The sequence below is a fragment of the Streptomyces sp. NPDC007917 genome (assembly GCF_042959105.1).
GTDB lineage: Bacteria > Actinomycetota > Actinomycetes > Streptomycetales > Streptomycetaceae > Streptomyces.
The window spans coordinates 309,264-330,622 of record NZ_JBIBKK010000002.1; the positions used below are offsets into that span (position 1 = coordinate 309,264).

Below are 21,359 nucleotides of genomic sequence, written 5' to 3' on the forward strand. Positions count from 1 at the left end.
TCAGCCACCGCCGTTCGTTGCCGCGACCGTCGCCACCACCAGGAAGTCGGCCGCCCCGGGTTGTTCGACGACCTTGGCCGGGGTCGCCAGGGGGTTGTACCGGCGCACCCGGCACCGGAGCCGCCGGTCGGCGTCCACGGTGGCCTCCACCGGGCTGTACAGCTCCGTGTCGGCCAAGGGCGGTGTGCGCGGGGTCAGATGGACGTGGAGCACGACCCGTCCGTCGGCGACCTGTTCCGGGATGACGCCGGACGGCAGCGGCAGCAGCATCCCGTCGGTGGCGGTCCCGGACACGACCAGCGTGCTGCCGGCCTGCGTCCCGCCGCTGAAGCTGCCCTCGATCGTGAGGTTGCCGTTGGCCGCCACGGTCATCAGCGGGGCGACCGTGCCGCCGCCCTGGTACAGGCCGAAGACCAGGTTCGGCGTTTCGCCGCCGGACAGGACGAGCGCCGGCTTGCCCTCCTGGGCCTCCGGGGCCGTGCGCAGGGTCAGCGCGCCGGACGCGGCCGAGACGCTGTCCGCGCGTACGCCCACGAACCGCGCCGCGACGCCGCGCGCCTCGGTCACGACGCCGCTGAAGTGGCCGTCCGTCCACTGGACGTAGCCCAGCAGGATGAGCCAGCGGACGGGCGGATCGGCCGGTGGGGCACCGATCGCGGGCGGCTGCTGCTCCCCGACCAGCCGCTCGTCGCCGAGGCGCCCGAAGAGGATCTGATACGACTCCTCCACCCGGGTCTTCGTGGCACTGCCCGAACAGGAGACCGGGGCGGAGGACCGGTCCGGTTCCCGGTCGGCGGCGGTGAGGAAGACCGGGTAGGGCTCGACCGTCAGCTGGTCCGCGCCGTTGACCTCGTCGAAGTCGCCCTCGCGCAGCACCACCGGCTCGGTGACGACCACCTCGCGGCCGGTCCCGTCGACGGCGATCCCCGGCGACACGCTGACCTCGACGTAACGGGCGCCCGTGGCCGGGTCGGTACGGGGCTGGGTGACGAGGCCGAGCCCTTCGGCGATGCCCCATTCGTGGAGGTGCCGGGCGTGGCGGGCGGCCGGGCCGCGCGCGTACTCCACCGTGGCCGACAGGTCGGCGGCCGCCAGTACCTGGCCCTCGTGGAAGGCGGGGCGCAGCGGGCCCGTCATGGCGTCTCACCGGGCTTCTGGGTACGGGAGCGGGATGACCGGGTGCGTTTGGCCGGGGCCTTGGGCGGTTCGGTCGCACCGTCCGGCGCCTGGTCGGACGTCTGGTCCGCTCCCCCGTCCGCGCCTGGGTCCTGGTCGTGGTCCGATGACGGGTCCGGAGACGGGCCCGGTGTGCCTTCGCGGTCCGCGAGGCGTTCCTCCACGTGCGTCAGCTGCGTCCGTGTGCTGCCCATGTGGGCGCGCAGGCCCTCCACGGCGGCGGTGAGGTCGGCGACCTGTGTCCTGAGCCGGGCCAGTTCCTGGATGCTGTCGGTGACTTCGCTGGGCGTGGTGTAGACCTGCTCGTGCAGCGCCTTGGGCGGTGTCTCCCCAGGGGCGGGGGTGACCAGCAGGGACAGCATCTCCTCCAGGTCCCCCGTGCGCGGCCAGTCGCCGAGCAGTCCCTCGGTGTACGGGCGCGCCACCGGGCCCTCGGCCGGGAGGGTCGGCTTGTGGTGCGGCGGCAGGGGTGCGCAGCACACGCGCTCGGCGAGTTCGCGCAGCCGGTAGAGCTTGGGCAGCCACTCGCCGTACGCCGAGCCGCCCGGCAGCACCTGCTCGCGGGTGGCGGAGCAGACCCGTACGACGTCGCAGCCGTCCAGTTCCAGGTGGGCGAGCAGGACGTCGGTGTCGGCGCAGTCGCCGCACGGCGGGTTCAGCGTGGCGCAGGCCGCGTCGGTCAGGAACCGGCGCAGCGCGGTGCCCAGCGCCGCGGCCGCTTCCGCGATCTGCTGCACCTCGGCGACGGTCGCCTTCTCGGTGCTGTCCGGCGGCGGGGCCGGGAGCAGCGGCGGTACGTCGGCGGTGGCGACGTCGTGGCGCAGCGCGCAGTCGGCGAGGCCGTCGGCCTGGTCCAGCCGGCACAGCAGCCACTCCCGGATCAGCGCGATGTCGGCGCGGAACTCCACCCGCAGCGCGTGACCGAGCGGTGTGCCCTGGGCCAGCATGCGCACTTCCAGCGGCGCGTCCGGGTCGCCCCTCTCCGGTACGACCCGGGCCGCGGTCTCGGTGACGACGGCGCGGGCGATCGTACGGCGCAGCGGGTCGGGCCAGGCCGCTTCCATGTCGGCGCCCCTGAGCCGTTCGCACGCCGTGCCCAGGACGCCGCGGGCCTCCTGCACGGTGGCGAGGTCCGGGTGGTCCCTCCTGAGCTGGTCCTGCCCGGCCGGGTCGTAGGTGTCGAACCGGGCGACGGCGGCGGCCAGCGCGCGGACGTGCTCGGTCATCTCACGGACCGTCGGCGGGGGCGGCGGGCCCTCGCCACCCGCGTTCTCACGCAGCCAGGCCAGTGCGGTGGCGTACCGCTGCGCGTCGGCGGCGTCGAAGCGGAAGGTCCGGCCGGTGCCGAGGGCGGCGACGGACAGGGCGTCGGTGTAGTACCCGAGCCGCCGGTCGCGGGTGCGGGCCCGGTCGGCCCGGGCCAGGTCGCCGAGGCTCGCCAGGAGTCGGGTGCCGGGGTTGTGGCGGTGGTCCTCGAAGTCGTCGCACCGGACGACGAAGCTGTACCCCTCCTGGACCCTGGAGGGTACGCATCCCGGTGCGGGGCACGGCTCCTCCGTGGCGTACGGTGCCACCGGTTCGACGGGGAGCTCCTGGTAGCGCACGTAGAGCCCGTAGTGGCGCCCGCCCTCGTCGCCGCAGTTCTCCCCACAGTCCACGCCGAGGGCACTGATGCGCCGCTCCCGCACCAGTGCCCGTACGTCGACCCGTTCGGTGCAGGGCACCACGATGTCGTTTCCGGCGCAGTCCAGCGCGTGTCCGGGGTGGACCGCCACGGTTCCGCCGCCGCACGGGTCGCAGGTGACGCCGAGGCCGCAGATGACGCCCGGCCCGTACAGGGACCGGTTGTGCAGTCTGCGCTTCGCCGTCGTGTACTCGACCAGCAGGCTGAGGTCGTCCTCGGTCAGCAGTTGCCCTGCGAAGAAGCGAGGACGTACGAAGGCGGAGGTCGAGGTGGCGTCGCCACCGCAGCCGCATCCGCAGTCTGTTCGCATGATCAGCGCTCCTTCACGAAGAACCAGCTCTCGAACACGTCCCCGCCCGCCCCGGTGCCGGACGTCCAGGGGCCGATGCCCGAGGGCGGGAGGTTGCAGCCGCCGTGCGCCGCCGCCGGGGTGGCCTCGGCGTCGATGGTCGGTACGCGTCCGCCGACGTGGGTGCCGTCGACCGGGCGGCAGCAGCGGTCGAGGATGAACGCGGCGCGGACGGTGATCAGCACCCGGTCGCCGTCCTGCAGCGTCTCGCGCGTGGTCTGGCGGTAGCGGAACCCCCGGGTGAACTCGTCGCACTCGTCGGATTCGTCGGATTCGCCGGATTCGGGGTCCGGCTCGGCGAACGCGCCGCCCATGTACCAGGTGGAGGCGTTGCGGCCGCTGCCGCCCTCGATCACCTGGAGATCCACCACGCCGGGCCGCAGGGTGTCGGACCGCACATCGGCGGAGAACCGCACCACGAGCCCGCCGCCCTCGTCATGGGTGCCGAGGAGGTCCTTGGCCTCGTCGATGGTGTAGGTGTGTCCGTGGATCCAGTTGATACCGGTGATCACCGTGGGCAGGTGGCGGCCGAAAGGACGGCGTACGTTCATGTGGATCTGGTCGCGGCGCACCGGCTCGTACCGGTCCACGCAGTCGATCCTGGCCAGCCACAGCACCTTGTGCCCGCACGGCGAGCAGCAGGTGTCACAGCGCTCGTCCGCCGGTGGCTCGCATCCGGTGACCCGTACCCTGTGGCACTCCTCCGTCCAGCCGAACTCGCAGTCGGAGGTGTCGGCGCAGGCGTCGTTGTAGACGGCGCGGGTGGGCTCGACCGGCCGCTCGGCGTACTCGACGCCGACCCAGACGGTGTCGGTGTCCCGTTCGTCGGGGGGCAGCGCCTTCCACAGGTCGACCACGCAGCCGCCCCGCACCACGACCTCGTTGCCGTCGCAGTCCACGGCCAGACCGGGAGTGATCTTCACCTTGGCCCTGCGCCGGGTGCGCTCCGCCTCGGCGCCGCTCTCGTCACCCTGCTCTCTCGGCGCGGATTCCCCGGCCGGTGGCGGGCAGTCGTCATCGTCCCGCGGCGCCGGTTCCACGTGCAGGCCGCACACCACTCCGTAGCCGAGCAGACAGCGCATCCGCAGTCTCAACTTCTCGCGGTGGTACTCCTGTTCGCGCTGGAAGTCCCGCGCGCCGAGCATCTGGCCGTGGAAGTACCGCAGCCGGCGCAGCGGTGGCGCGTCGAACTCCTTGCTCCTCGATGTCCCTGTCTCCGTCATCGCCCGTCCTCTCACGACACTCGCGTATGCACACCGACGGCGGAGACCACTCCGACGCCCACCCCTCGCCGCATCCCTCTCGGCCCCGCCCTGAGCACCCCGTCGCGGTTCAGCCGCACGGGATGCGCGCCGCCCAGTACGGGCGCCGGCAGCGGGACGAACGCGGTGTCCACGCCGACCGTGGACCGCGAACCGACCACGAACCCCGCACCGCCGGTGCGCACCGACCCCACCGTGTGCGCGGGCGCCTGCCGCTCCACCAGCCGCCGCAGCGCCTCCCTGTCCGCCGATCCGGCGGGCAGGAGCACCCGGAACCGGTGCGCGTGCGCGGTGAACGGATCGCTGTCCGGCGCGCCGAACGCCCGCAGCGGCGCCGAGCCGAGCGCCGAGCCGCCGACCCGGAACCGGCTCGCCGACCGGCCGAACAGCCGTACCGCGCCGAGCCCTTGCTCCGGCCCGTGTCCCTCTCCTGTTCCACCGCCGCCGACGGCTTCGCGCAGCTGCGCCCAGCGGCGGTCGGCCGCCAGCTCGTCGATGACCGGGGCCACCCCGAACACGATCCGCACCGCCTCCCGCAGCGCCCACGGCGTGCCCCGGCGCCGGTACAGCTCCGGGGCCGCGGCCAGCAGCGCGCGCCGGGTGGGGGCGTCCCAGCCCGCCTCGAACGACAGGCCCAGCAGACCGGCCAGCCACGGCAGCACCCGGTCCGGGACGCCCGCCGGGTCCAGGAGCGCCGGATACCGCTCGATCACCCGGTCGAGCTGCGCGAGCGTCGCGTCGAACAGCGACAGGAAACGCTCGGTGAAGTCGTCGGCCGCGGGGTCCTGGCGGAAGGCGGGAGGCAGCAGGTCGGCGCTGGTGGCCCGGGGGAAGTCCAGCCGGATGCGGCGGACGACCGGAGTGGTACCGCCGTCGCCCGACAGCCGCAGCCTCAGTCGCAGGAAGCGGCCGGGCGGCTGGTCGACGAGGAAGTCCGTGGCGCCGGGAGCCGACACCTGCCAGTCGCTCTCCTCGTACCGGCCGTCCTCGCTCACCACGATCGCGACGCCGACCGCCGTCCCGGCGGGCACGTCGGCGTCCACGCGTACGCGGTGCCAGCGGCACCGCGAGATGCCGCTGTCGATCAGGGTGGTGGCATACGACCCGCTGGTCACATACGCGTCGGTGGCCGGCGGCGCGGGGTCCCGGGGCAGGCCCTGCCAGGTGAAGCACGTGGTCGCGGGGGTGTCCGGGCCCTTCTCGCCCAGGCAGAAGCCGTCCTCGTCGGCCGAGGTGAGCGCGGACGGTGGCAGGGCCGCGGCCAGTTCGTCCACGGTGACGGGTTGGAAGGGGCTGCGGCGGGTGCCCCGGTGGATCGTGAGCCGTCCGCCGTCGTCGGTGAGCAGCCACACGGTGCGCCGCGGTCCGGTGCGCAGGCCGATGACCTCGCCCCGCGCGCCGGTGCGCAGCACGCCGCGGAAGCCGCCCGTGGAGTCGAACCGCCGCAGGTCCGTACTGCCCTGACAGGCCACCATGACCTCGTCGCCGGGGGCCGGGGCGGCCCACCGCGGCCGCTCGGCCCGGATCACCCCGGCGAGTTGCTCGCCCTCGCGGCGCCACACCAGGACCCGGTCGGACTCCATCACGGCCAGCCGGTGGCCGTGTGCGGCGACGGAGACCGGCTCGCGCAGCGGGGCGGGGTCGCAGCCCCGCGGCCAGACGGACGTGAAGGCACCGCTGCACGCGTCGCGGCGCAGCAGCCGCCGCTCGCCCGGGACGAGCAGGTACCAGGCGCACGGCCCGCAGCCCGGCGCGAGCCGCGGGTCGGGGAACCAGGGCAGCAGGCGGCTCCTGGTGGGGCCTTCCGGCGCGTCGCCGCGGTAGGCGAGCCGGAGGCCGGCCGGGTCGTCGAAGCCGACGATGCCGTCCACACCCGGGCCGTCACCGGTCGACTCGTCCCAGCCGACGTAGGCGTCGAGGAGACGGAAGGTCGCGGGGTGGGGTGCGCATGTCATGACTGGTCACCTACCGGGATCAGCAGCGGGCGCTCCGGCCAGACGAGGGTGTGGGGCGGGAGGGCGTGGTCGGTGCAGGGCGGCCGGCGCACCCCGTCGACGGTGAGCGAGAGCCGGGTGACGGCCAGCACCCCGTCGACCGCCAGCAGCCGCCGGACCAGGGCCGTGTGGAGCAGTGCGCCGCCGAACGGCCAGCCCGCGCCGTCCTCTCCGCCGCGCAGCGGATCCAGGTAGGTGCGCACCGCGTCGCCTGCCCGCGCCAGGACCGCGGCCCGGTCGAGGTCCGGGTCGAGGGTGACCCAGGACTCCACCGCGACGCGGTGGTACGGAGCGGGGGCGGCGACCACCGTGACCCCGGCGGGGGCGGCCTCGCGCGACAGGAAGTCGGCGACGGCCCGCAGGGTCGCGGCGGTGGGCACGGGCGGTTCGCCGGGGTCGGCGCCCGGCGCCACGGGCGGCGCCGACGGCACGACAAGCACTCCCACGACGCCGGGGATCGGCACCCCGGCGAAGTCGGGGTGCAGGCCCGGCACGCCCTGGGCGCGGGCCACCGACGCGCCGGGGGCGCGGGTGGCGAGCAGGCCGTAGTCGGCCGGGGCCACGGCCCGGCCGCGGGCCCGCAGTTCGCCGACGCCGCGGCGCATGGCGTCGGCGTCGGGCTCGGCGTCCGTTCCGCCGGAGGCCGGGAAGGGGTTGTTGACGCCGGTGACGAACGGCAGCGCGGTCACCACCGCGCCCACCGCGCCCGCCCGTACGGCGCCGGCGCTGCCGCCGCCGACGCGGTAGCGCACGGCGCGGACGTTGCGGAAGCCCGGTGGGACGGCCGCGCCGTTGACACCGTCCCCGAAGGTCACTTCGCCGCTTTCGTGGTCCACGGTGAACACCCGGTCGTCGGCGCCGTACCCGGCCAGGCTCTCCACCTCGCGCCACCGGGACGCGGTTCCGGCGGTGGTGCCGAACACATCGCCGCCCGTGTCGTCGTCGACCTCGATGACCACCGATCCGGCGAGGATGGGCACCTGGCTGAGTCTCATGCGGCGCCGCCCGGTCGTCGCGGGGTCCTGGACGGGCTGCAGCGGCTCGTCGCGGATGGTGCGGGCGGCGGTGGCCGCGACCACGTTCAGCCGCAGTCCGGACAGCACCGGCGCCGGTCCGGCGAACGCGCCGTGCGCGATCCGCACGCGCAGCCAGCGCAGCCGGGGCCGCCTGGTGGACGGGGCGCCCGGCTCCCAGGAGCGCGGGACCCTCAGCTCGACGGTCCCACTGGCGCCGAGCCCGGCCGTGGAGTCGCGCATCAGCTCGGCGGGGACGAGCCGGGTGCCGTCCAGCACGTCCCAGCGCAGCAGCGGCGCGGGCGGCAGCGGGAGGGGCAGCGCCCCGCCCGAGGCCGTGGGCGCGGGCGGAGCGGCCACGACCACGATCCCCAGGGACAGCCGCGGGTAGGGGGCAGCCGGCCCGGCGAGCCCGATCCACAGCCCGTTGCCGGGCTCCGGGTCCCGGCCGAAGGGCGCGAAGGGGCGGCTGGGCCCGGACGGACCCAGCGGCAGGGGCTCCAGCGTTCCGGCCTCCTGGACAGCCAGGTCGCCGAGGGTGGCCGGGGTGGCGTACAGGTCCTGGTCCGTTTCGTAGACGACCTGCCCCGCCGGGGTCTGCGCCGCGCTCTGGAACCCGGCCGGGACGAGCACGGAGGAGCCGTCCGGCGGGTTCACGGTGAACTCCAGGAGCGCCGCCGCCGCGCCGGCCGGGCGGCGCCGCACGCCCGCGATCGCCAGGTGTTCGGCCAGCGCCTTCTCCGGCAGCCGGTTGACGCGGCCGAGCACGGGTTCGGTCTGGGTGCCGAAGAGGCGGACGAGCGCGACGCCGGCGTCCTGGCGGTCGGGGTCGGTCCAGTCCGGGGTGTAGCCCGCGATCCGGCCGCGCACCTCGGCGCGGACCGCCTCACGGGTGGCGTCGACCAGTTCGGGCCGGCCGCCGGCCGGCCCGGGACCGGGCACGATCCGCCCCTCGTCCCTCTCCTCTTCCCGCGCGTCCCTCTCCCACCACACGTCGCCGCTCATACCAGCCCCTCCCCCGGTTCGACGGCGGGCACGATCCGGGTGCGGACCGTCCGCAGGACGGGAAGTGCCCCGGCACCGAGCGGCACCTCGTCGCAGGCCTCGGACGCGTCGGCCCCGTCCAGGCCGATCGCCACCGCGGCGATGTCCCCGAGGTCGCCCAGCGCCCGCTGCGCGGCCCGCAGCAGGGCCGAGGGGCGCAGCGGCTGTCCGAACGGCCAGCCGTCGTGGTCCTCACCGCCCACGAGCGGGTCGAGGAAGCGGCGCAGCGCCGCGGTGAGCACGGTGGACACGCGGGGGCGGTCGGCCGGGTCGCCCGACAGGTCGACGCGCAGCGTCACCTCGCGATAGCGGGGCGGGCGGACGAAGACCTCGGAGGTGAGCAGCCGCGCCTGCGCCAGGCGGGCGGCGACCGCGCACACCATGCCCGGGTCGGGGAGCGGCGCGGCGACGAAGTCCTCGCGGTCGAGGTCGTCCCGGGGCGCCGCCGGGACGATGTGGACGGTCACCGCGCCGGGCACCGTGGCGCACGGGAAGCCGGGGTGGTCGCCGGGGGACGGGTACGCGCGGGCGACGGCGACGCCCGGTGTGGTGCGGGCCAGGGTGGCGAAGTCGGCGGCGGTGACCGCGCGGGTCACCTCCCCCAGGGACGCGGCCGCGCGCCGGCGCGCCTCGGTGATCGTCTCCGGGTCCGCGCCGCCTTCGGCCCGTACGAGGTTGGCGGCCGAGACCGCGCCGTGCCCGGCCGGATCGTCCACGGTGGGAGACCAGTTGCCGGTCATACCGCCGTTGCCGCCCCGGCCGCCGCCGGTCACATACGCGATCCGCGCGTCCGGGTCGGGGCGGGGGACGCGCCCGGTGAGTCCGTCGCCGAAGACCACCGCGCCCTCGGTCCGGTCGAGCACGAAGATCCGGTCGGCGGGCGCGCCGAAGGTGAAGTCCGGCACCGGCTGCCACTGCTGACCCGCGAGGTGCACGGTCGCCTCCAGGAGGCGGTCGGCGGCGTCCGGCAGGACCAGATGCTGGCCGGGCAGTTTGAGCCACGCGTCGATCTGGTCCCGGAGGTCGGCGCCGCTCGCGGTGCGCCGCCTGAGGTGGTGTGCGGCGCTGACGTTGACGGCGAGCTGGAGGAGGCGGGGCGGGGCCGCGTAGGTGGCGGCCGGGGTCGACACCAGGATCCCGGTGTCCCGCGTGGTCCAGCCGGCCGGGGGGTGCAGCCGGACGACTCCGGACCGTCTGAGCCCGGCCGTGCCGTCCTCGACGTATGCGAACCCACCGGAGACGTCCGTGCCCGGCCGGAACCAGGACCAGGTCAGCTCCGCGGGAGGCGGCACACCGTCGACCGCCCCCGGCAGCCACGACGGCGCGGACGCGGCGGGCGCGTCGAGTTCGACGAGCAGGCAGAGCGGGCCGGGCGCGGGGTGCGCCCCGGTGAGCGGCAGGGTGAACCGGGCCTGGGCCGGGGCGCCGTCGCCCGCCAGCAGCGCGACACCGCGGCGGGCCCGCAGGTCCGCCGTACGGTCGCGGTCGGTCCACACGGTGATCTCGCCGTCCTCGGCGAGCGGGAAGACGGCCACGCCGTCCTCGAGGGTGAAGACGACCTGCCCCGTGGGGTCCCGGGTCAGCTCCGTCCCGGCGGGGACGACCGGGACGGCGGTGTCCGCCTGGCGGGCGTCGAGGCGCAGCACGGTGGCGGCGGGGCGGGCGGGGCGCGGCGGTTCGAGGCCGAGCAGCCGCAGTACGGCGACCACGAGCGCGTCCGGCACCTGGTCGAGCCAGTACAGCCGCTGCTCGAGGAGGTGGGCGAGGAGTTCGAGGAGGGTGATGCCGGGGTCGACGGGGGCGTGCAGGGTCCAGGTGCCGTCCGACTCGGCGGGGATCCGCCGGCGGATGGCCGCCATCATGTCGGCCCAGGTGAGGTCATCCAGCTTCGGCGCGGGCAGCGTCACGACGGGCCCCCGGTGAGGTCCGTGAGGCCGGTGTAGAACGGGAACACCAGGTTGGCCTTGGTGTTGCTGCGCCGGATGCGGTAGACGACCGAGACGGTGATGCGTGACTCGTCGGCCGGGTCGGCCTCCGCGCGCACCTCCTCCAGTTCCACCCGCGGCTCGTGGTCACGGACCGCGGTGGCGATCGACTGCTCCAGGTCGCGCAGGTTCTGCACGCTGCCGGGCGCGAACAGCAGCTCGTGGGCGCGGGTGCCCAGGTCGGGCCGCATGACCCGCTCGCCGACGCCGGTGAGCAGCAGCGCCCGCAGACAGTGCTCGATGCTCTCCTCGCCGACGGCGTACCCGAGCCGCCCGGACGCGTCGGGCAGGATCGGGAACCGCCAGCCGGTCCCCAGGAACTCCTCGCTCATGCCGTCCTCGCCTTCTTGGCCAGCACGGCGGGGGTCAGCGGCGGGGTCGGCGGGCCGGTCGGCCCGGCGGCGGAGGGGTGGGTGTGCGTGTTGAACGCCTGGAGCAGCGCGTTGCCGAGCACGAGCGGTTCGGTGGCGCCGCCGCCGAGGTCGATGGAGGGGGAGTCGAGCGTCACCTTCGGCGCCTTGAGGGTGATCTCGCCCTGTGCGGTCACGGTGACGCTGCCGCCCTCGGCCGCGGTGATCCGGATCGCCTTGCCCTGGTCGTCCAGTTCCACCACGTGTCCGGCGGCGGACGTGATCTTCACCGCGGCCTTGGACTGTGTGTCGTCCAACAGCACTTCATGGCCGTGCCGGGTCCGGACGACCTTCTGGTCGCGGCCTTCGGTGCGGGCGGTCGGCGGCTTGTCCTCGCCGTTGTAGAGGCCGCCCAGGACGATCGGGTACCGCATGTCCCCGTGGACGAACGCGACCAGCACCTCGTCGCCCTTCTCGGGGACGAACACCGAGCCGTAGCCGCCTCCGGCGTACAGCTGGCCGACGCGGACCCAGTCCGTGACCGTGGTGTCGTCGAACCATGGGAACTTCAGCTTGACCCGGCCTTCGTCATCGCCCTCGTTCTCCACGACGAGCGCTTCGACGACGCCGTAGTAGCGCTTGTCCGTGGAGCGGGCGCGTGGTGTGCCCCTCATGGTCACCGGTCCCCCTGATGGATCCGCCGTGCGGTGAACTGGGTGAAGAAGCCACTGGTGTTGAGGGTGTGTTCGACCCGTTTGACGAAGTACGTACCCGAGAAGCGGCGGCCGAGGCCGTAGATCTCCAGGTTGTCGCCGGGCCGCAGCTCGGGCAGGCCCGCCACCTTGCCGGTCGCGGTGATGAACTCGTAGGCCCGCTCGCGCAACAGGCTGATCGCCAGTTCCCGGGCCTCCTGGTCGCTGCCGACCGGCGCGTCGACCACGACCTCCTGGCGGCCCTGCAGGGTGGACTCGGCGACCTGCGGCCCGCTCTGCCCGTCGGCCGTGTTCTGCCCGGCCGGCAGGTTCTCGGCGGTCGCGGTGAACGCGATCGCCGCTTTGGTACGGGGGTCCCAGCCGCGCACGGTGACCTTGCTGACCTGCTGGGAGACCGTCAGTGTCGGGGTGAACTCCATCAGGTTGGGGACCAGCCCCTCGGGCTGGTCGGTGGGGCCGGTGGCGAGCCCCGGCGCGTACGCCAGCCGGTACACCCGGATCGGGCGGCCGTCGCGGCCGTCGGTCGGCTTGATGAAGTACAGCGTGTCCTCGCCGTCCTTCGGGTCCGGCAGGATGTAGCAGTCGAAGTCGAGCCGCTTGGCCCGCTCCAGCAGGAACGTCGCGTCGTCCTGGTTCTTCTGCACCACCTGGTCGTACGTGGGACCTTCCCTGGTGACCTCGATGCGCAGGTGGTTGCGCTGGGCGATCTGCTCGGCGATGCGCCAGTCGGGCAGATTGCGGTAGATCTTGGTCTCGTTCTCGGTGGGCTTGCGGTCCTTGAGCCGCAGCAGCCCGTCCACTCCGCTGACCTGGACGGTGGGCGACGCCCCGTCGGTGAACTTCGGGCTGAGCGTGGAGATGGTCCCGGTGGCCACGGTGAGCAGCCGATCCGCGTAGCCGAGCCGGACCGAGACCCGGCCGCCGAGCCGGAAGCGCGGGGAATCGCTGTGCTTGAACCGCAGGCCCACGTCGTCCCAGTTGTTCAGGGTGAGGTCGAAGCCGGACATCTCGTCGATGTCCCGGTTCACCTTGATGTCGATGATGTCGTTCTTGGTGGACGGGTCCATCTCCAGGCCCTCGATGCGCACGTCGAACTCGGGCGCGTACCGGTCGGGCGACGCCACCTCGGGCGCGGGGGTGCTCATCGCGCTCCTCACGCCAGCCGGGGCACGGTCAGCACCCGGCCCGGTCGCAGGTCCCGCGGATCGCTGATGCCGTTGGCCCGCGCCAGCTCCCGCCAGGCGTCGGGCCGCCGGTACAGCGCGGCGGAGATGGAGCTGAGCGTGTCGCCGCGGCGCACCACGTAGCTCTTCTCCACCGTGGGCGACGAGCGCGGGGTCTCGGCGACCTGCGCGGCGGCCGGGCGGAACTCCTTGAGCGTCAGGTCCAGCATGGCCCGCAGCGGCACGCCGTCCGGGCGGAACAGCTGGTAGTTGACGTCCAGCTTCTCCACCACCCCGGTGAAGACCTCCTCGTCCCAGACGAACCGGACGACCGGGGGCGCGTGTTCGCGGCTGTCGGGCCGCAGCAGGTTGCGCACCGCGTTCACGTAGGTCTTCCGTACGTTCTCCAGGGTGTCGGAGGTGTCCACCAGCGCCTGGACCGTCAGGGTCTCCGTGCCGCCGCGGACGTACTGCAGGGGCGGTGTCTCCAGGCCCGGGATGGTGATCTCGGCGAATGTGTTGCTCTTGCTCAGCTTGTAGTCGGTCGGGTTGAACCGCAGCGGGATCCGCCGCTGCCGCTCGTCGGCGATCACCGGCCGGACGATCTCCAGCCGGGCCCGGGCGGAGCCCTGGCGCGCGAAGGACACGGGCGTCACACTCATGAGGCCTCCTGGTCGCCGAAGCGCCGTTCGCTCTCGGTGTGCCTGGCGCGCGCGCACTGGTCCTCGTACAACTTCGCCCATGCCTGGATGTGCTTGTTGAACAGGCGGGTGAACACGGCACCGTCGTCGCCGTCCACCTGGAACCGGACCTCGAGGTGGTGAATGGTCACCTTCGGCACGCCGGTCACCTCCCTTGGCTCAGGCGCGGCAAGGCGTTCGCCGCGGCGTCCTGCAGGACCTTCGTCAGCCCCTCGTGTGCGATCTCCAGTGACTCGACGGCGATCGCGTTCTGCTCCGCGTGCAGGTCCGGGCCGCTCCACTTGGCGGCGAGCCCGCCATGGAAGGCCCACGCCGCGCCGGGCGTCCCGTCCGGGCCGAGCACGATCACCGCGCCGTCGCGGCGGGCGCCCAGCGCGTCGGCGAGCCCGGCCTGGTACCAGGCCCACAGCCCCGGGTCGCGCACCACCCCGCGCTTGAGCGTGATCCGGTTCCAGGAGTGGCGCAGCGGCAGTTGGTGGACCGAGTCATTGCGGCCGCCCTCCGGGTAGCTCACCACCTCCAGCTGCGCGCCGAGCCCGGTGACCTCCTGGAACGCGCCGGAGGCGGCCAGGGGCAGCAGCAGCGCCTGCGCGGGCGGCAGATACGCGTCGCCGGGGTCGAGGGTGACCAGGAAGCGGTATTTGGGCAGCGGATCCAGGGTCATGCCTCGATCACCTCCAGACCTCGGTCCTGGCCGAGTACGAGACGCAGCCGGATGAACTCCATGGGGGCGGCCGGGGCGACCTCGATCTCGCAGACCAGCTGCCCCGGGTCCTGCTCGGGCGGGTTGTTCGTGTCGTCGCACACCACGCGGAACGCCTGCTCGGGCCGGTCGCCGGCGAGCGCCCCGGCCCGGTGGGCCGACAGGAGCACGGAGGTCAGCGCCCGCACCAGCGTCAGCCGCAGCTCGAGCGAGTTGACGTCGAACACCAGCGGGCTCGCCACCCGCCGGATGGCGCGCACCAGCAGGTGCACCAGCCGGCGGTGCGCGATGTAGCGGGTGCCCGGGTCGCTGGACAGAGTGCGCCCGCCCCACACCATCAGCCCCCGCCCGCGGGTGCAGCGGATCAGGTCGATCCCCGCGTCGAACAGCCGGACCTGCTGCGGCTCGGGGTACTCGGCCGCCAGGTCGACCGCCTCCAGGATCACGGCGTTCGCGGGCGTGTGGTGCGCCCCGCGTTCGCCGTCGAGGCGGGCGATGACGCCCAGGACGTGCCCGGACGCCGGGACGGTCCGCAGGGCCTGCCCGTCGGGGGTGCGCAGCGGCGGGTGGTAGACGGCGGCGCAGCCGAGCAGTCCGCTGTCGCCCGTGGCCGCCAGGGTGCCCGCCCAGCCGACCGCCTCGTCCACGGAGGACAGCTGGGGCGGTACGTCCAGGACGGCGAGGCGGTCGTGCAGGGGCGCCACGCCGCGCAGCAGTTCCAGCACCGCCTCGGTGTGCTCGGTGCCGGACAGGTCCGCACCCAGGTCCGGCAGCGCCACCAGCGCCGGTTCCGGCAGTTCGGCCTGGAGCGCCATGGCGTCCGCGTACTCGCCGCGGGTGGGCGGCGCGTCGGCGCCGCCGGTGAGGGTCAGGTCCCAGGACATCGAGATCGGGCCGGGCCGCCCCGGTGGCGGTGGCAGCCCGTCCGGGATCAGCCGGATGTAGCGGGACGCGGTCAGCCGGTCGGCCAGGTCGGCGAGCGGCAGTCCGGCAAAGGTTTCGGGCGGCTCGCCGGGCATCATGACCCGCACGGCCACGCCGGCCGGCCCGGCGACCGTGCTGGCCTGGTAACGGATCGCGACGCGCCCGCCGTTGGCCCAGGCCCCGGGGCTGGTGGCGGCCACCTGGTAGTCGGTGGCGCCCAGGCCGCTGAGCGGACCGGCCGTCCACCGGGTCCGGGCCGTAGTGGCCGGCCCGGACACCCGGAGCACCCAGGCGGTGCGGCCGCCGTTCTCGAAGAAGCCGCGCAGCGCGTACGGGGTGGCGAAGGCGCCGTCCGGCGGCCCGAAGGCGCCCACGACGTCGTTCCAGCTCTCCACGCGCACCGGGGCGCCGACCGGGCCCCGGCGGAGCCGGCCCAGGAACGCCGCCACGTCCGTGCGCAGCGGCTCGGTGTCCGAGCCGCGTGGCCGGTACGTCAGGGATACCCCGGGGAGCGCTTCGCCGGCCATGTCAGACGTCGATCTCCAGCTTCTCGACCGCCAGGACCAGGGTCTCCATGGCGATCTCGTTCTTGGTGGCGCTGAGTGTCGGACCGGTGTACTTGGTCGGCCAGCCGCGGTCGAAGTTCCAGCGCATCGTTTCCTGGCGGTTCTCGTCGAGCAGCACGATCGAGCCGGAGGTGCGCCGTACCTTGCCGTTGAGCGCTTCGACCACCCAGTTCCAGAAACCGACGTGGCCGGTGATGCCGCGCTTGAAGGTGAGGTTGGTGAACTTCTTCAGCCCCGGGATCTTGCGGACGGTGATGTCCTCGCTCCCGGTGCGGTACTCGATCGGCGGAACCTCCAGCTCAAGACCGCTCACCTCGGTGAAGGACCCGCTCACCGCGACACCGTCGTCGCTGACGTTGGTCACGATGATCTGGAAGTTGTAGGACGCGTACGGATCGTCCCTGGTAACGGGCGGCATGGTGGCCTCTCCTCGGGCGCTCAGGCGAGTTGGGTCTCGCGGGTCTTCTGCTGGATCCGGAAGATCACGAACTCCGCCGGGAAGACCGGCGCGACACCGATGACGCAGATGAGGCGGCCGTTGGCGAGGTCGTCCTCGGTCATCGTGGTGCGGTCGCAGGCGACGAAGAACGCCTCGTCGGGGGTGGTGCCGGCGAGCGCGCCGCTGCGCCAGACCGTGGTGAGGAAGTTGCTGACCGTCTGGCGGACCAGGGCCCACAGCGCCTCGTCGTTCGGCTCGAACACCACCCACTGGGTGCCCTCGTCGATCGACTCCTCCAGGTAGAGGAAGAGCCGCCGGACGTTGATGTACTTCCACGAGCTGTCCGAGGAGAGCGTGCGGGCGCCCCAGACCCGGTGGCCCATCCCGGGGAAGAACCGCAGCGCGTTGATGCCCTTGGGGTTGAGGAGGTCCTGATGGCGCTTGGTGATGTCCTGGGCGATGCCATCGGTGAGCCGGATGCCCCGGATGACGGCGTTGGCCGGCGCCTTGTGCACCCCCCGCTCCACGTCCACGCGCGCGTAGATCCCGGCCATGTGGCCCGAGGGCGGCACCTCGACATCGCGGTTGGTGGCCGGGTCGCGGGTGACCAGCCACGGGTGGTAGAGCGCCGCGTACTTGGTGTCGAACGGCTCACGGAACGCCTGGACGCCCTCGATGTCCAGGCCGTCCTGCGGGTCGAGGATCGCGAACCGGTCCCTGAGCAGTTCGCAGTGGGTGACCAGGGCCGATTCGACCGTCCCCGACCACACGCCCGGCACCGCGCAGACGGCCACCTCGTCGATGTCCTCCAGCGCGGCGATCCCGGTCCGCTTGCCGCTGCCGCCGTCCTCGCCGACGAAGTCGGCCACGCTCAGGCTCCCGTAGGCGTCGTCGCCGTCCGCCAGCGTCAGCCAGGAGCCGACCGCGGGCACGGGGAACTTCGCCGGGTCGGTGGACAGCGCCCCCAGGGCAGTCGCCCGCACCAGCTGCGAGCGGCCGGCCAGGGTGGTCGCCAGGTTCGCCGGGGCGTCGCCGGTGAGCCGGAGGTTGGGGTGGCTCTCCGTCACCACCGCGCCGGACGGATCGGTGAACCGGGCGTCGACCTGCGCCTCGACCAGGTGCAGCCGGTCGGTTTCGAACAGCGTCCCGGGCACGTTCCCGTCGAGTGTGACGAGGTCCGCGGCGATCGCCTGGACGGTGCGGATGGTCAGGTGGGTGCCGTCGTCGAGCTGGACGACGGCGCCCTCGTACAGCCTGCTCGCCCCGCCGACCCGGAGCGTCGGCCCCGCCGAGGTGTTGCCCCGGCGCACCCGGCGCACCACCAGCCCCCTGCGCCACGCCTCATGGGCCGCACCGGACGGCAGGGTCAGCGTGACCTTCCCGTCCGCCGGCTGGCTCACCTCGACCTTGAACCGGCCGGAGCCGATCTGCACCCAGACCTCGGGCGGCAGGTCGTCGGGGTCGATCCCGGCGACCGCGGCGACCTCGACCGTCTCGCTGTCCGCGGCGGCGTCCGCGGCGAGCTGCGTGACGAAGAGCGCGCCCTCCTGCGGATCCGGCAGCACCGGCAGCGCGGCCGAGGCCATCGGCTGGATCCGCACCTGGACCGCGCCGCCCCACGCGCCGGGGCTCACGGCGGAGAACTCCAGTGTCTGTTCCGCGCTGCGCTCGCCGATCTGCACATAGTCGCCACGGCCCGCCCTGACCTCGGCGGTCAGCGCGGCGTCCAGTTCGACGCGGTGGGCGGTCGCGTCGTAGGCGACGACACCGGCGGTGTGGATGATCTGCTGGTCGTCGCCGCGGAAGAGCTGGATCTGCTGTCCGACGCCGGCGAACCCGATCAGGTGGCCGAGTTCCAGCCGGGTCGCGCCCTTTGCCGCGTCACGGGCGACCGGGCTCACCAGGCCGTGGCCCAGCACCCCCGAGGCCGGCGTCGCCTGCCTGCTGGCGACCCGCTTGACGTACAGCCGCTGACCGCCGTTGTCGAAGAAGCCCTTGACCGCCAGCGGGAACAGCCACCAGCGGCCGCCTTCCTTGGGGTCGTTCGCCCAGGTGTCCCGGGTCAGGGCGTCCGGCTCGGGGAGGAACCCGCCGAACGTGTTCTGGAACTCCAGGAAGTTGGTGACCAGCTTGGGCTTGCCGGTGTACGGACCGCGCAGGGTGACCCCGGCCATGCCGGCCGTACTGGTGCTCACCCCCGCGATCGGCCGTGGGCCCGCATCGATCTCCTCGATGTAGACCCCGGGGCTCAGATACTCCGCCATGGACGGCTCCTCACTGCTCGCGGATCTCTATGACGTGCCGGCGCTCGATGTCCTGGGGCAGCCGCACGACCAGCGATCCCAGCCGGCCCGGCCGTTCGGTGGCCTGCAGGCGGAACGTCTCCTCGACGGCGTGCTCGTCGGCCTTCTCGCCCTCCCACCGCAGGGCCAGCCGGAAGGCGCCCGCGGCGTCGGACAGGGTGCGCTCATGCCATGGCGTCAGATCCCGGCTGGTCCGCCCCCGGGCCTCGACCAGCGCATGGGCGACCGGCGCCCCCGTGGCCGCGTCGACCACGGCGCCGTGCACCGTGCGCAGGCCCGGCGGGTAGGGGAAGGAGACGCTGGGCAGCAGCCGGACCAGGCGCGGCTCGGTCGCCACCGCCGGCGGGTGGGCGTCGTCGTACGGGTACACCAGGAACTCGACGCCCACCAGATCGGCCGAGTACGGCCGGTCGTCGGCCGGGTACAGCGGCTGGTAGCCGGCGGCCGTGAAGCGGGCGCGGTGGCGCCGCGGCCGGGCCGCCCACGGCTCACCGCATCTGCCGAGACCCGGATAGGCGAGGGCTGCGCTGGGGGTGCGCACCGCCACGTCGTCCAGCGGCAGCCAGTCGCCGCGGTCGTCGTCGAACCGGTCCAGCTGAACGGCCACCCCCGCGCTGCGCACCCGCCGCGCGTAGTCGTCGAACGGTATGAACCAGGCCGGGCTGTAGAGCGTCGAACCTCCCAGCGGCAGGAAGCGGCTCATGGCATCGCCGTCCCGCTGATGGCCCGGCTGTGGACGGGGCGGATCGCCGTCTCGGCGGCGGATTCCAGGTTGACCACGCGCACCTCGTAGTTCAGCGACAGCCGGTACGGCTTCTGGATCGCGTACCAGACCCAGGACTTCTGGTCCAAGGTGAGCGGGGTCAGGCTGAGGTGCAGCGAGTCGGTGCTCGCCGCCAGGCTGCCGGAGAGCTGCGCGCCGTCCAGGATCGCGTCGTCGTAGAACGTCTGCAGGGCCCGCCCGAGCATCCGGTGCTGGGTCGCCTGGTCGCCGCCCCAGGGGGTGACCAGGTACCGCAGCAGCAGGGCCATCGGCGGCTTGCGGACGTGTCGCGGGTCGGGCGGCTGGGAGCGTACCGGCGGCCGATTGCGCGACGTCGGGTCCTCGGCGATCTCATAAAGGAACACCGTGAGTTTCGGCGGGGGTGTCTGTACCGTCTCGGAGAGATCGTTGAGTTCCGCGATCGGCGGTTCCACCTGGCTGAGCCCGCGCAGGGCCTGGGTCAAGGTCTCCACGATGACCGTCGAGACGTCGGCGATGACGCCGAAGTCACCCATTCACATCCTCCCCCGGCTCCGCGCTCGAAAGCGTGCACCGGGAGCATGCCGGTCCCGGCGTGGCCGGATCGCGATTGGCGCATCACACGGGCGTCACCGATCCGTTTCACGGTCGGTTATGACGTAGCCGGACACGCGCCGACAACGCCGAGGTGACACGGACAAGGCATATTCCCCTTTATGGAAATGCCCTCGGACCGGACCGGCGTTCTGATCCTCCGGGTGTGGGTGGAAGACGGCAGGCCGGACGGCTTCCGTGCCCGCATCGTGCGGCCGGGCGGCCCGCACCGGGCGCCCCCCACCGCGGTGAGCGCGGTCGACGATGTGCTCAGCGCCGTACAGGCGTGGCTCGATCAATTACTCGAGCCGGACAGGTGACGATCCCGCGACGTTCCGGTGATGCCCGGCCATATAACGTCGTTCAGCCGAAAGCCGGATACACGATCATGTTCTGCTCGTAACATGGCTCCCGGGCATCCCGCTTGTCGGCAGGGGATGGGTCGCTGAAGCCAATATCGCCCCGGGGGGCCGATGAGCGCAGAAGGCCATGTCATCACGTTGAGACTGCTGAAAGGCTTCGCGCTATTGGTCGATCACAAGCGCGTTCCGGTTTCTTCCAGCGCCCAGCGCCTCCTCGCGTTCCTGGCCCTGCAGGACATGCCGCGGACCCGAACGTATGTGGCCGGCACGCTGTGGCCGGACGTCACGGCCTCCCGCGCCAACGCCAACCTCAGGTCGTCCCTGTGGCGCGCGACGCGAACGGGACATCAGGTCATCGACGCGTCCACGCAGGAACTGGCGATCTCCAAGCACATCGCCGTGGACCTCCACACGGCGGCGGGGCGCGCGCAGCGGCTGCTCGACATGTCGTGCCCGTGCGACGACATCCTCACCGCGCAGACGCGGGCGGACCTCTCGGCCGACCTGTTGCCCGAGTGGTCGGAGAACGAGTGGGTGCTGATCGAGCAGGAGCAGTACCACGAACTCAGGCTGTACGCCCTGGAGGCGATGACCGAACGGCTGACCGCGGCGGGCCGCCACGGCGAGGCCGTCGCCGCCGGGCTCGCCGCCGTCCGCGCGGAGCCCCTGCGGGAAAGCGCTCATCGCGCCCTCATGAACGCGCATCTCGCCGCCGGCAACCGGGGCGCGGCACTGCTGCAATACGAACAATGCCGCCGCGTCCTGCGCGAGGAGCTGGGCCTGGAGCCCTCCCAGACACTGCGGAACCTGGTCTCGCCCCACACCGAGGCGGTCGCCGCCAAGGCCCCGGCGCGTCAGGTCGTCCGCCGGCCGGCGGGTGATGCCCTGAGGGAAGGCACGGACGAAACCGAGCGCGTGACGATCTCCCGGGCCGAGCCGCGCCCCCTCCCGAAATCCAGACGCGCCGGAGCCGGCCCTCCCATGTCCTCACGGCCTCAGTAGACGGCCTGCCCAGGGGCCGCAGCTCCTCGCCCCGCACAGTCGGGCCCTCAGCCGGCGGCCTCCGGCACCCCGCCCGGCTGCCGCACGTCCTCGTGGAGGTGCACGATGCGCCAGGCGCCGTCGGCACCCTTGCGGATCCTCGGGCCCGTCCCCGGCCGCCGGCCGCTCGTCGCGCAGCCGGTCCAGGTCCGCGCTCCGGGCACCTGTGGCGCGAAGGATGCCCCCTTTGACCAAACCCAACAAATCAACCAAACAATTGACGCATATAGTATCGGGGGTGTTGTCGCGAA

General features: G+C 73.3%; 20 protein-coding genes. 2 read left to right on the forward strand and 18 right to left on the reverse strand.

What is annotated here, in order from left to right:
- From ACFZDL_RS04405 to ACFZDL_RS04485, 17 genes are read right to left on the reverse strand one after another with little or no spacing between them, the layout of a single operon-like run.
- Complete coding sequence (locus tag ACFZDL_RS04405) at positions 1 to 1,137, reverse strand: hypothetical protein (protein ID WP_353591319.1); 1,137 nt, start codon at positions 1,135 to 1,137, stop codon at positions 1 to 3.
- Positions 1,134 to 3,170 carry a hypothetical protein gene (locus ACFZDL_RS04410; RefSeq protein ID WP_353591320.1) on the reverse strand — a complete coding sequence of 679 codons (2,037 nt, stop codon included), beginning with the start codon at positions 3,168 to 3,170 and terminating at the stop codon, positions 1,134 to 1,136. Before ACFZDL_RS04410 ends, ACFZDL_RS04405 begins: the two co-directional genes overlap by 4 nt.
- 2 nt (positions 3,171 to 3,172) lie before the next feature.
- Entirely contained in the window at positions 3,173 to 4,432 is a 1,260-nt protein-coding gene (locus ACFZDL_RS04415; RefSeq protein ID WP_353591321.1) for a hypothetical protein, read from the reverse strand.
- Between the two features lie 11 nt (positions 4,433 to 4,443).
- Positions 4,444 to 6,426, reverse strand: a complete 1,983-nt coding sequence (locus tag ACFZDL_RS04420; RefSeq protein WP_353591322.1) for a phage tail protein — start codon at positions 6,424 to 6,426, stop codon at positions 4,444 to 4,446.
- Positions 6,423 to 8,483 (reverse strand): putative baseplate assembly protein, encoded by a 2,061-nt coding sequence (locus ACFZDL_RS04425; protein WP_353591323.1) that lies wholly within the window; start codon positions 8,481 to 8,483, stop codon positions 6,423 to 6,425. Before ACFZDL_RS04425 ends, ACFZDL_RS04420 begins: the two co-directional genes overlap by 4 nt.
- Positions 8,480 to 10,429, reverse strand: a complete 1,950-nt coding sequence (locus ACFZDL_RS04430; protein WP_353591324.1) for a putative baseplate assembly protein — start codon at positions 10,427 to 10,429, stop codon at positions 8,480 to 8,482. Before ACFZDL_RS04430 ends, ACFZDL_RS04425 begins: the two co-directional genes overlap by 4 nt.
- The gene (locus ACFZDL_RS04435) at positions 10,426 to 10,839 is read right to left on the reverse strand and encodes a GPW/gp25 family protein (RefSeq protein WP_353591325.1); all 414 of its coding nucleotides are present in this window, start codon (positions 10,837 to 10,839) and stop codon (positions 10,426 to 10,428) included. The genes ACFZDL_RS04430 and ACFZDL_RS04435 overlap by 4 nt, the downstream gene beginning before the upstream one ends.
- Positions 10,836 to 11,531 (reverse strand): phage baseplate assembly protein V, encoded by a 696-nt coding sequence (locus ACFZDL_RS04440; protein ID WP_353591326.1) that lies wholly within the window; start codon positions 11,529 to 11,531, stop codon positions 10,836 to 10,838. The genes ACFZDL_RS04435 and ACFZDL_RS04440 overlap by 4 nt, the downstream gene beginning before the upstream one ends.
- A 2-nt stretch (positions 11,532 to 11,533) precedes the next feature.
- On the reverse strand, positions 11,534 to 12,715 hold the full coding sequence (locus tag ACFZDL_RS04445; protein ID WP_353591327.1) for a contractile injection system protein, VgrG/Pvc8 family: 1,182 nt from the start codon (positions 12,713 to 12,715) through the stop codon (positions 11,534 to 11,536).
- Between the two features lie 8 nt (positions 12,716 to 12,723).
- On the reverse strand, positions 12,724 to 13,395 hold the full coding sequence (locus ACFZDL_RS04450; RefSeq protein ID WP_353591328.1) for a LysM peptidoglycan-binding domain-containing protein: 672 nt from the start codon (positions 13,393 to 13,395) through the stop codon (positions 12,724 to 12,726).
- The gene (locus ACFZDL_RS04455; RefSeq protein WP_353591329.1) at positions 13,392 to 13,583 is read right to left on the reverse strand and encodes a putative phage tail protein; all 192 of its coding nucleotides are present in this window, start codon (positions 13,581 to 13,583) and stop codon (positions 13,392 to 13,394) included. The genes ACFZDL_RS04450 and ACFZDL_RS04455 overlap by 4 nt, the downstream gene beginning before the upstream one ends.
- Positions 13,580 to 14,098: a phage tail protein gene (locus tag ACFZDL_RS04460; RefSeq protein WP_353591330.1), complete on the reverse strand. Its 519-nt coding sequence runs from the start codon at positions 14,096 to 14,098 to the stop codon at positions 13,580 to 13,582. Before ACFZDL_RS04460 ends, ACFZDL_RS04455 begins: the two co-directional genes overlap by 4 nt.
- Positions 14,095 to 15,588, reverse strand: coding sequence for a phage tail sheath subtilisin-like domain-containing protein (locus ACFZDL_RS04465; RefSeq protein WP_353591331.1), 1,494 nt, complete (start codon positions 15,586 to 15,588; stop codon positions 14,095 to 14,097). The genes ACFZDL_RS04460 and ACFZDL_RS04465 overlap by 4 nt, the downstream gene beginning before the upstream one ends.
- A gap of 1 nt (position 15,589) precedes the next feature.
- Positions 15,590 to 16,045, reverse strand: a complete 456-nt coding sequence (locus tag ACFZDL_RS04470; RefSeq protein ID WP_014173103.1) for a phage tail protein — start codon at positions 16,043 to 16,045, stop codon at positions 15,590 to 15,592.
- A gap of 20 nt (positions 16,046 to 16,065) precedes the next feature.
- Positions 16,066 to 18,330 (reverse strand): phage tail sheath C-terminal domain-containing protein, encoded by a 2,265-nt coding sequence (locus ACFZDL_RS04475; protein ID WP_353591332.1) that lies wholly within the window; start codon positions 18,328 to 18,330, stop codon positions 16,066 to 16,068.
- A gap of 10 nt (positions 18,331 to 18,340) precedes the next feature.
- The gene (locus tag ACFZDL_RS04480) at positions 18,341 to 19,072 is read right to left on the reverse strand and encodes a carboxypeptidase-like regulatory domain-containing protein (RefSeq protein WP_353591333.1); all 732 of its coding nucleotides are present in this window, start codon (positions 19,070 to 19,072) and stop codon (positions 18,341 to 18,343) included.
- Complete coding sequence (locus ACFZDL_RS04485) at positions 19,069 to 19,647, reverse strand: DUF4255 domain-containing protein (RefSeq protein WP_353591334.1); 579 nt, start codon at positions 19,645 to 19,647, stop codon at positions 19,069 to 19,071. The genes ACFZDL_RS04480 and ACFZDL_RS04485 overlap by 4 nt, the downstream gene beginning before the upstream one ends.
- 180 nt (positions 19,648 to 19,827) lie before the next feature.
- Between ACFZDL_RS04485 and ACFZDL_RS04490 the strand changes: the two genes are divergently transcribed.
- Positions 19,828 to 20,025: a hypothetical protein gene (locus ACFZDL_RS04490; protein ID WP_353591335.1), complete on the forward strand. Its 198-nt coding sequence runs from the start codon at positions 19,828 to 19,830 to the stop codon at positions 20,023 to 20,025.
- A 279-nt stretch (positions 20,026 to 20,304) separates the two neighbouring features.
- Positions 20,305 to 21,069 carry a BTAD domain-containing putative transcriptional regulator gene (locus tag ACFZDL_RS04495; protein WP_353591336.1) on the forward strand — a complete coding sequence of 255 codons (765 nt, stop codon included), beginning with the start codon at positions 20,305 to 20,307 and terminating at the stop codon, positions 21,067 to 21,069.
- Between the two features lie 47 nt (positions 21,070 to 21,116).
- Here ACFZDL_RS04495 and ACFZDL_RS04500 read toward each other — a convergent pair whose 3' ends face one another.
- Positions 21,117 to 21,272, reverse strand: coding sequence for a hypothetical protein (locus tag ACFZDL_RS04500; protein ID WP_353591337.1), 156 nt, complete (start codon positions 21,270 to 21,272; stop codon positions 21,117 to 21,119).
- Positions 21,273 to 21,359 lie beyond the last annotated feature (87 nt).

Bases quoted from the DNA above. Each gene is read 5' to 3' on its own strand.
- ACFZDL_RS04405 (WP_353591319.1), bottom strand. From the start codon at position 1,137: ATGACGGGCCCGCTGCGCCCCGCCTTCCACGAGGGCCAGGTACTGGCG.
- ACFZDL_RS04410 (WP_353591320.1), bottom strand. From the start codon at position 3,170: ATGCGAACAGACTGCGGATGCGGCTGCGGTGGCGACGCCACCTCGACC.
- ACFZDL_RS04415 (WP_353591321.1), bottom strand. From the start codon at position 4,432: ATGACGGAGACAGGGACATCGAGGAGCAAGGAGTTCGACGCGCCACCG.
- ACFZDL_RS04420 (WP_353591322.1), bottom strand. From the start codon at position 6,426: ATGACATGCGCACCCCACCCCGCGACCTTCCGTCTCCTCGACGCCTAC.
- ACFZDL_RS04425 (WP_353591323.1), bottom strand. From the start codon at position 8,483: ATGAGCGGCGACGTGTGGTGGGAGAGGGACGCGCGGGAAGAGGAGAGG.
- ACFZDL_RS04435 (WP_353591325.1), bottom strand. From the start codon at position 10,839: ATGAGCGAGGAGTTCCTGGGGACCGGCTGGCGGTTCCCGATCCTGCCC.
- ACFZDL_RS04440 (WP_353591326.1), bottom strand. From the start codon at position 11,531: ATGAGGGGCACACCACGCGCCCGCTCCACGGACAAGCGCTACTACGGC.
- ACFZDL_RS04445 (WP_353591327.1), bottom strand. From the start codon at position 12,715: ATGAGCACCCCCGCGCCCGAGGTGGCGTCGCCCGACCGGTACGCGCCC.
- ACFZDL_RS04450 (WP_353591328.1), bottom strand. From the start codon at position 13,395: ATGAGTGTGACGCCCGTGTCCTTCGCGCGCCAGGGCTCCGCCCGGGCC.
- ACFZDL_RS04460 (WP_353591330.1), bottom strand. From the start codon at position 14,098: ATGACCCTGGATCCGCTGCCCAAATACCGCTTCCTGGTCACCCTCGAC.
- ACFZDL_RS04465 (WP_353591331.1), bottom strand. From the start codon at position 15,588: ATGGCCGGCGAAGCGCTCCCCGGGGTATCCCTGACGTACCGGCCACGC.
- ACFZDL_RS04470 (WP_014173103.1), bottom strand. From the start codon at position 16,045: ATGCCGCCCGTTACCAGGGACGATCCGTACGCGTCCTACAACTTCCAG.
- ACFZDL_RS04475 (WP_353591332.1), bottom strand. From the start codon at position 18,330: ATGGCGGAGTATCTGAGCCCCGGGGTCTACATCGAGGAGATCGATGCG.
- ACFZDL_RS04480 (WP_353591333.1), bottom strand. From the start codon at position 19,072: ATGAGCCGCTTCCTGCCGCTGGGAGGTTCGACGCTCTACAGCCCGGCC.
- ACFZDL_RS04485 (WP_353591334.1), bottom strand. From the start codon at position 19,647: ATGGGTGACTTCGGCGTCATCGCCGACGTCTCGACGGTCATCGTGGAG.
- ACFZDL_RS04490 (WP_353591335.1), top strand. From the start codon at position 19,828: ATGGAAATGCCCTCGGACCGGACCGGCGTTCTGATCCTCCGGGTGTGG.
- ACFZDL_RS04495 (WP_353591336.1), top strand. From the start codon at position 20,305: ATGCCGCGGACCCGAACGTATGTGGCCGGCACGCTGTGGCCGGACGTC.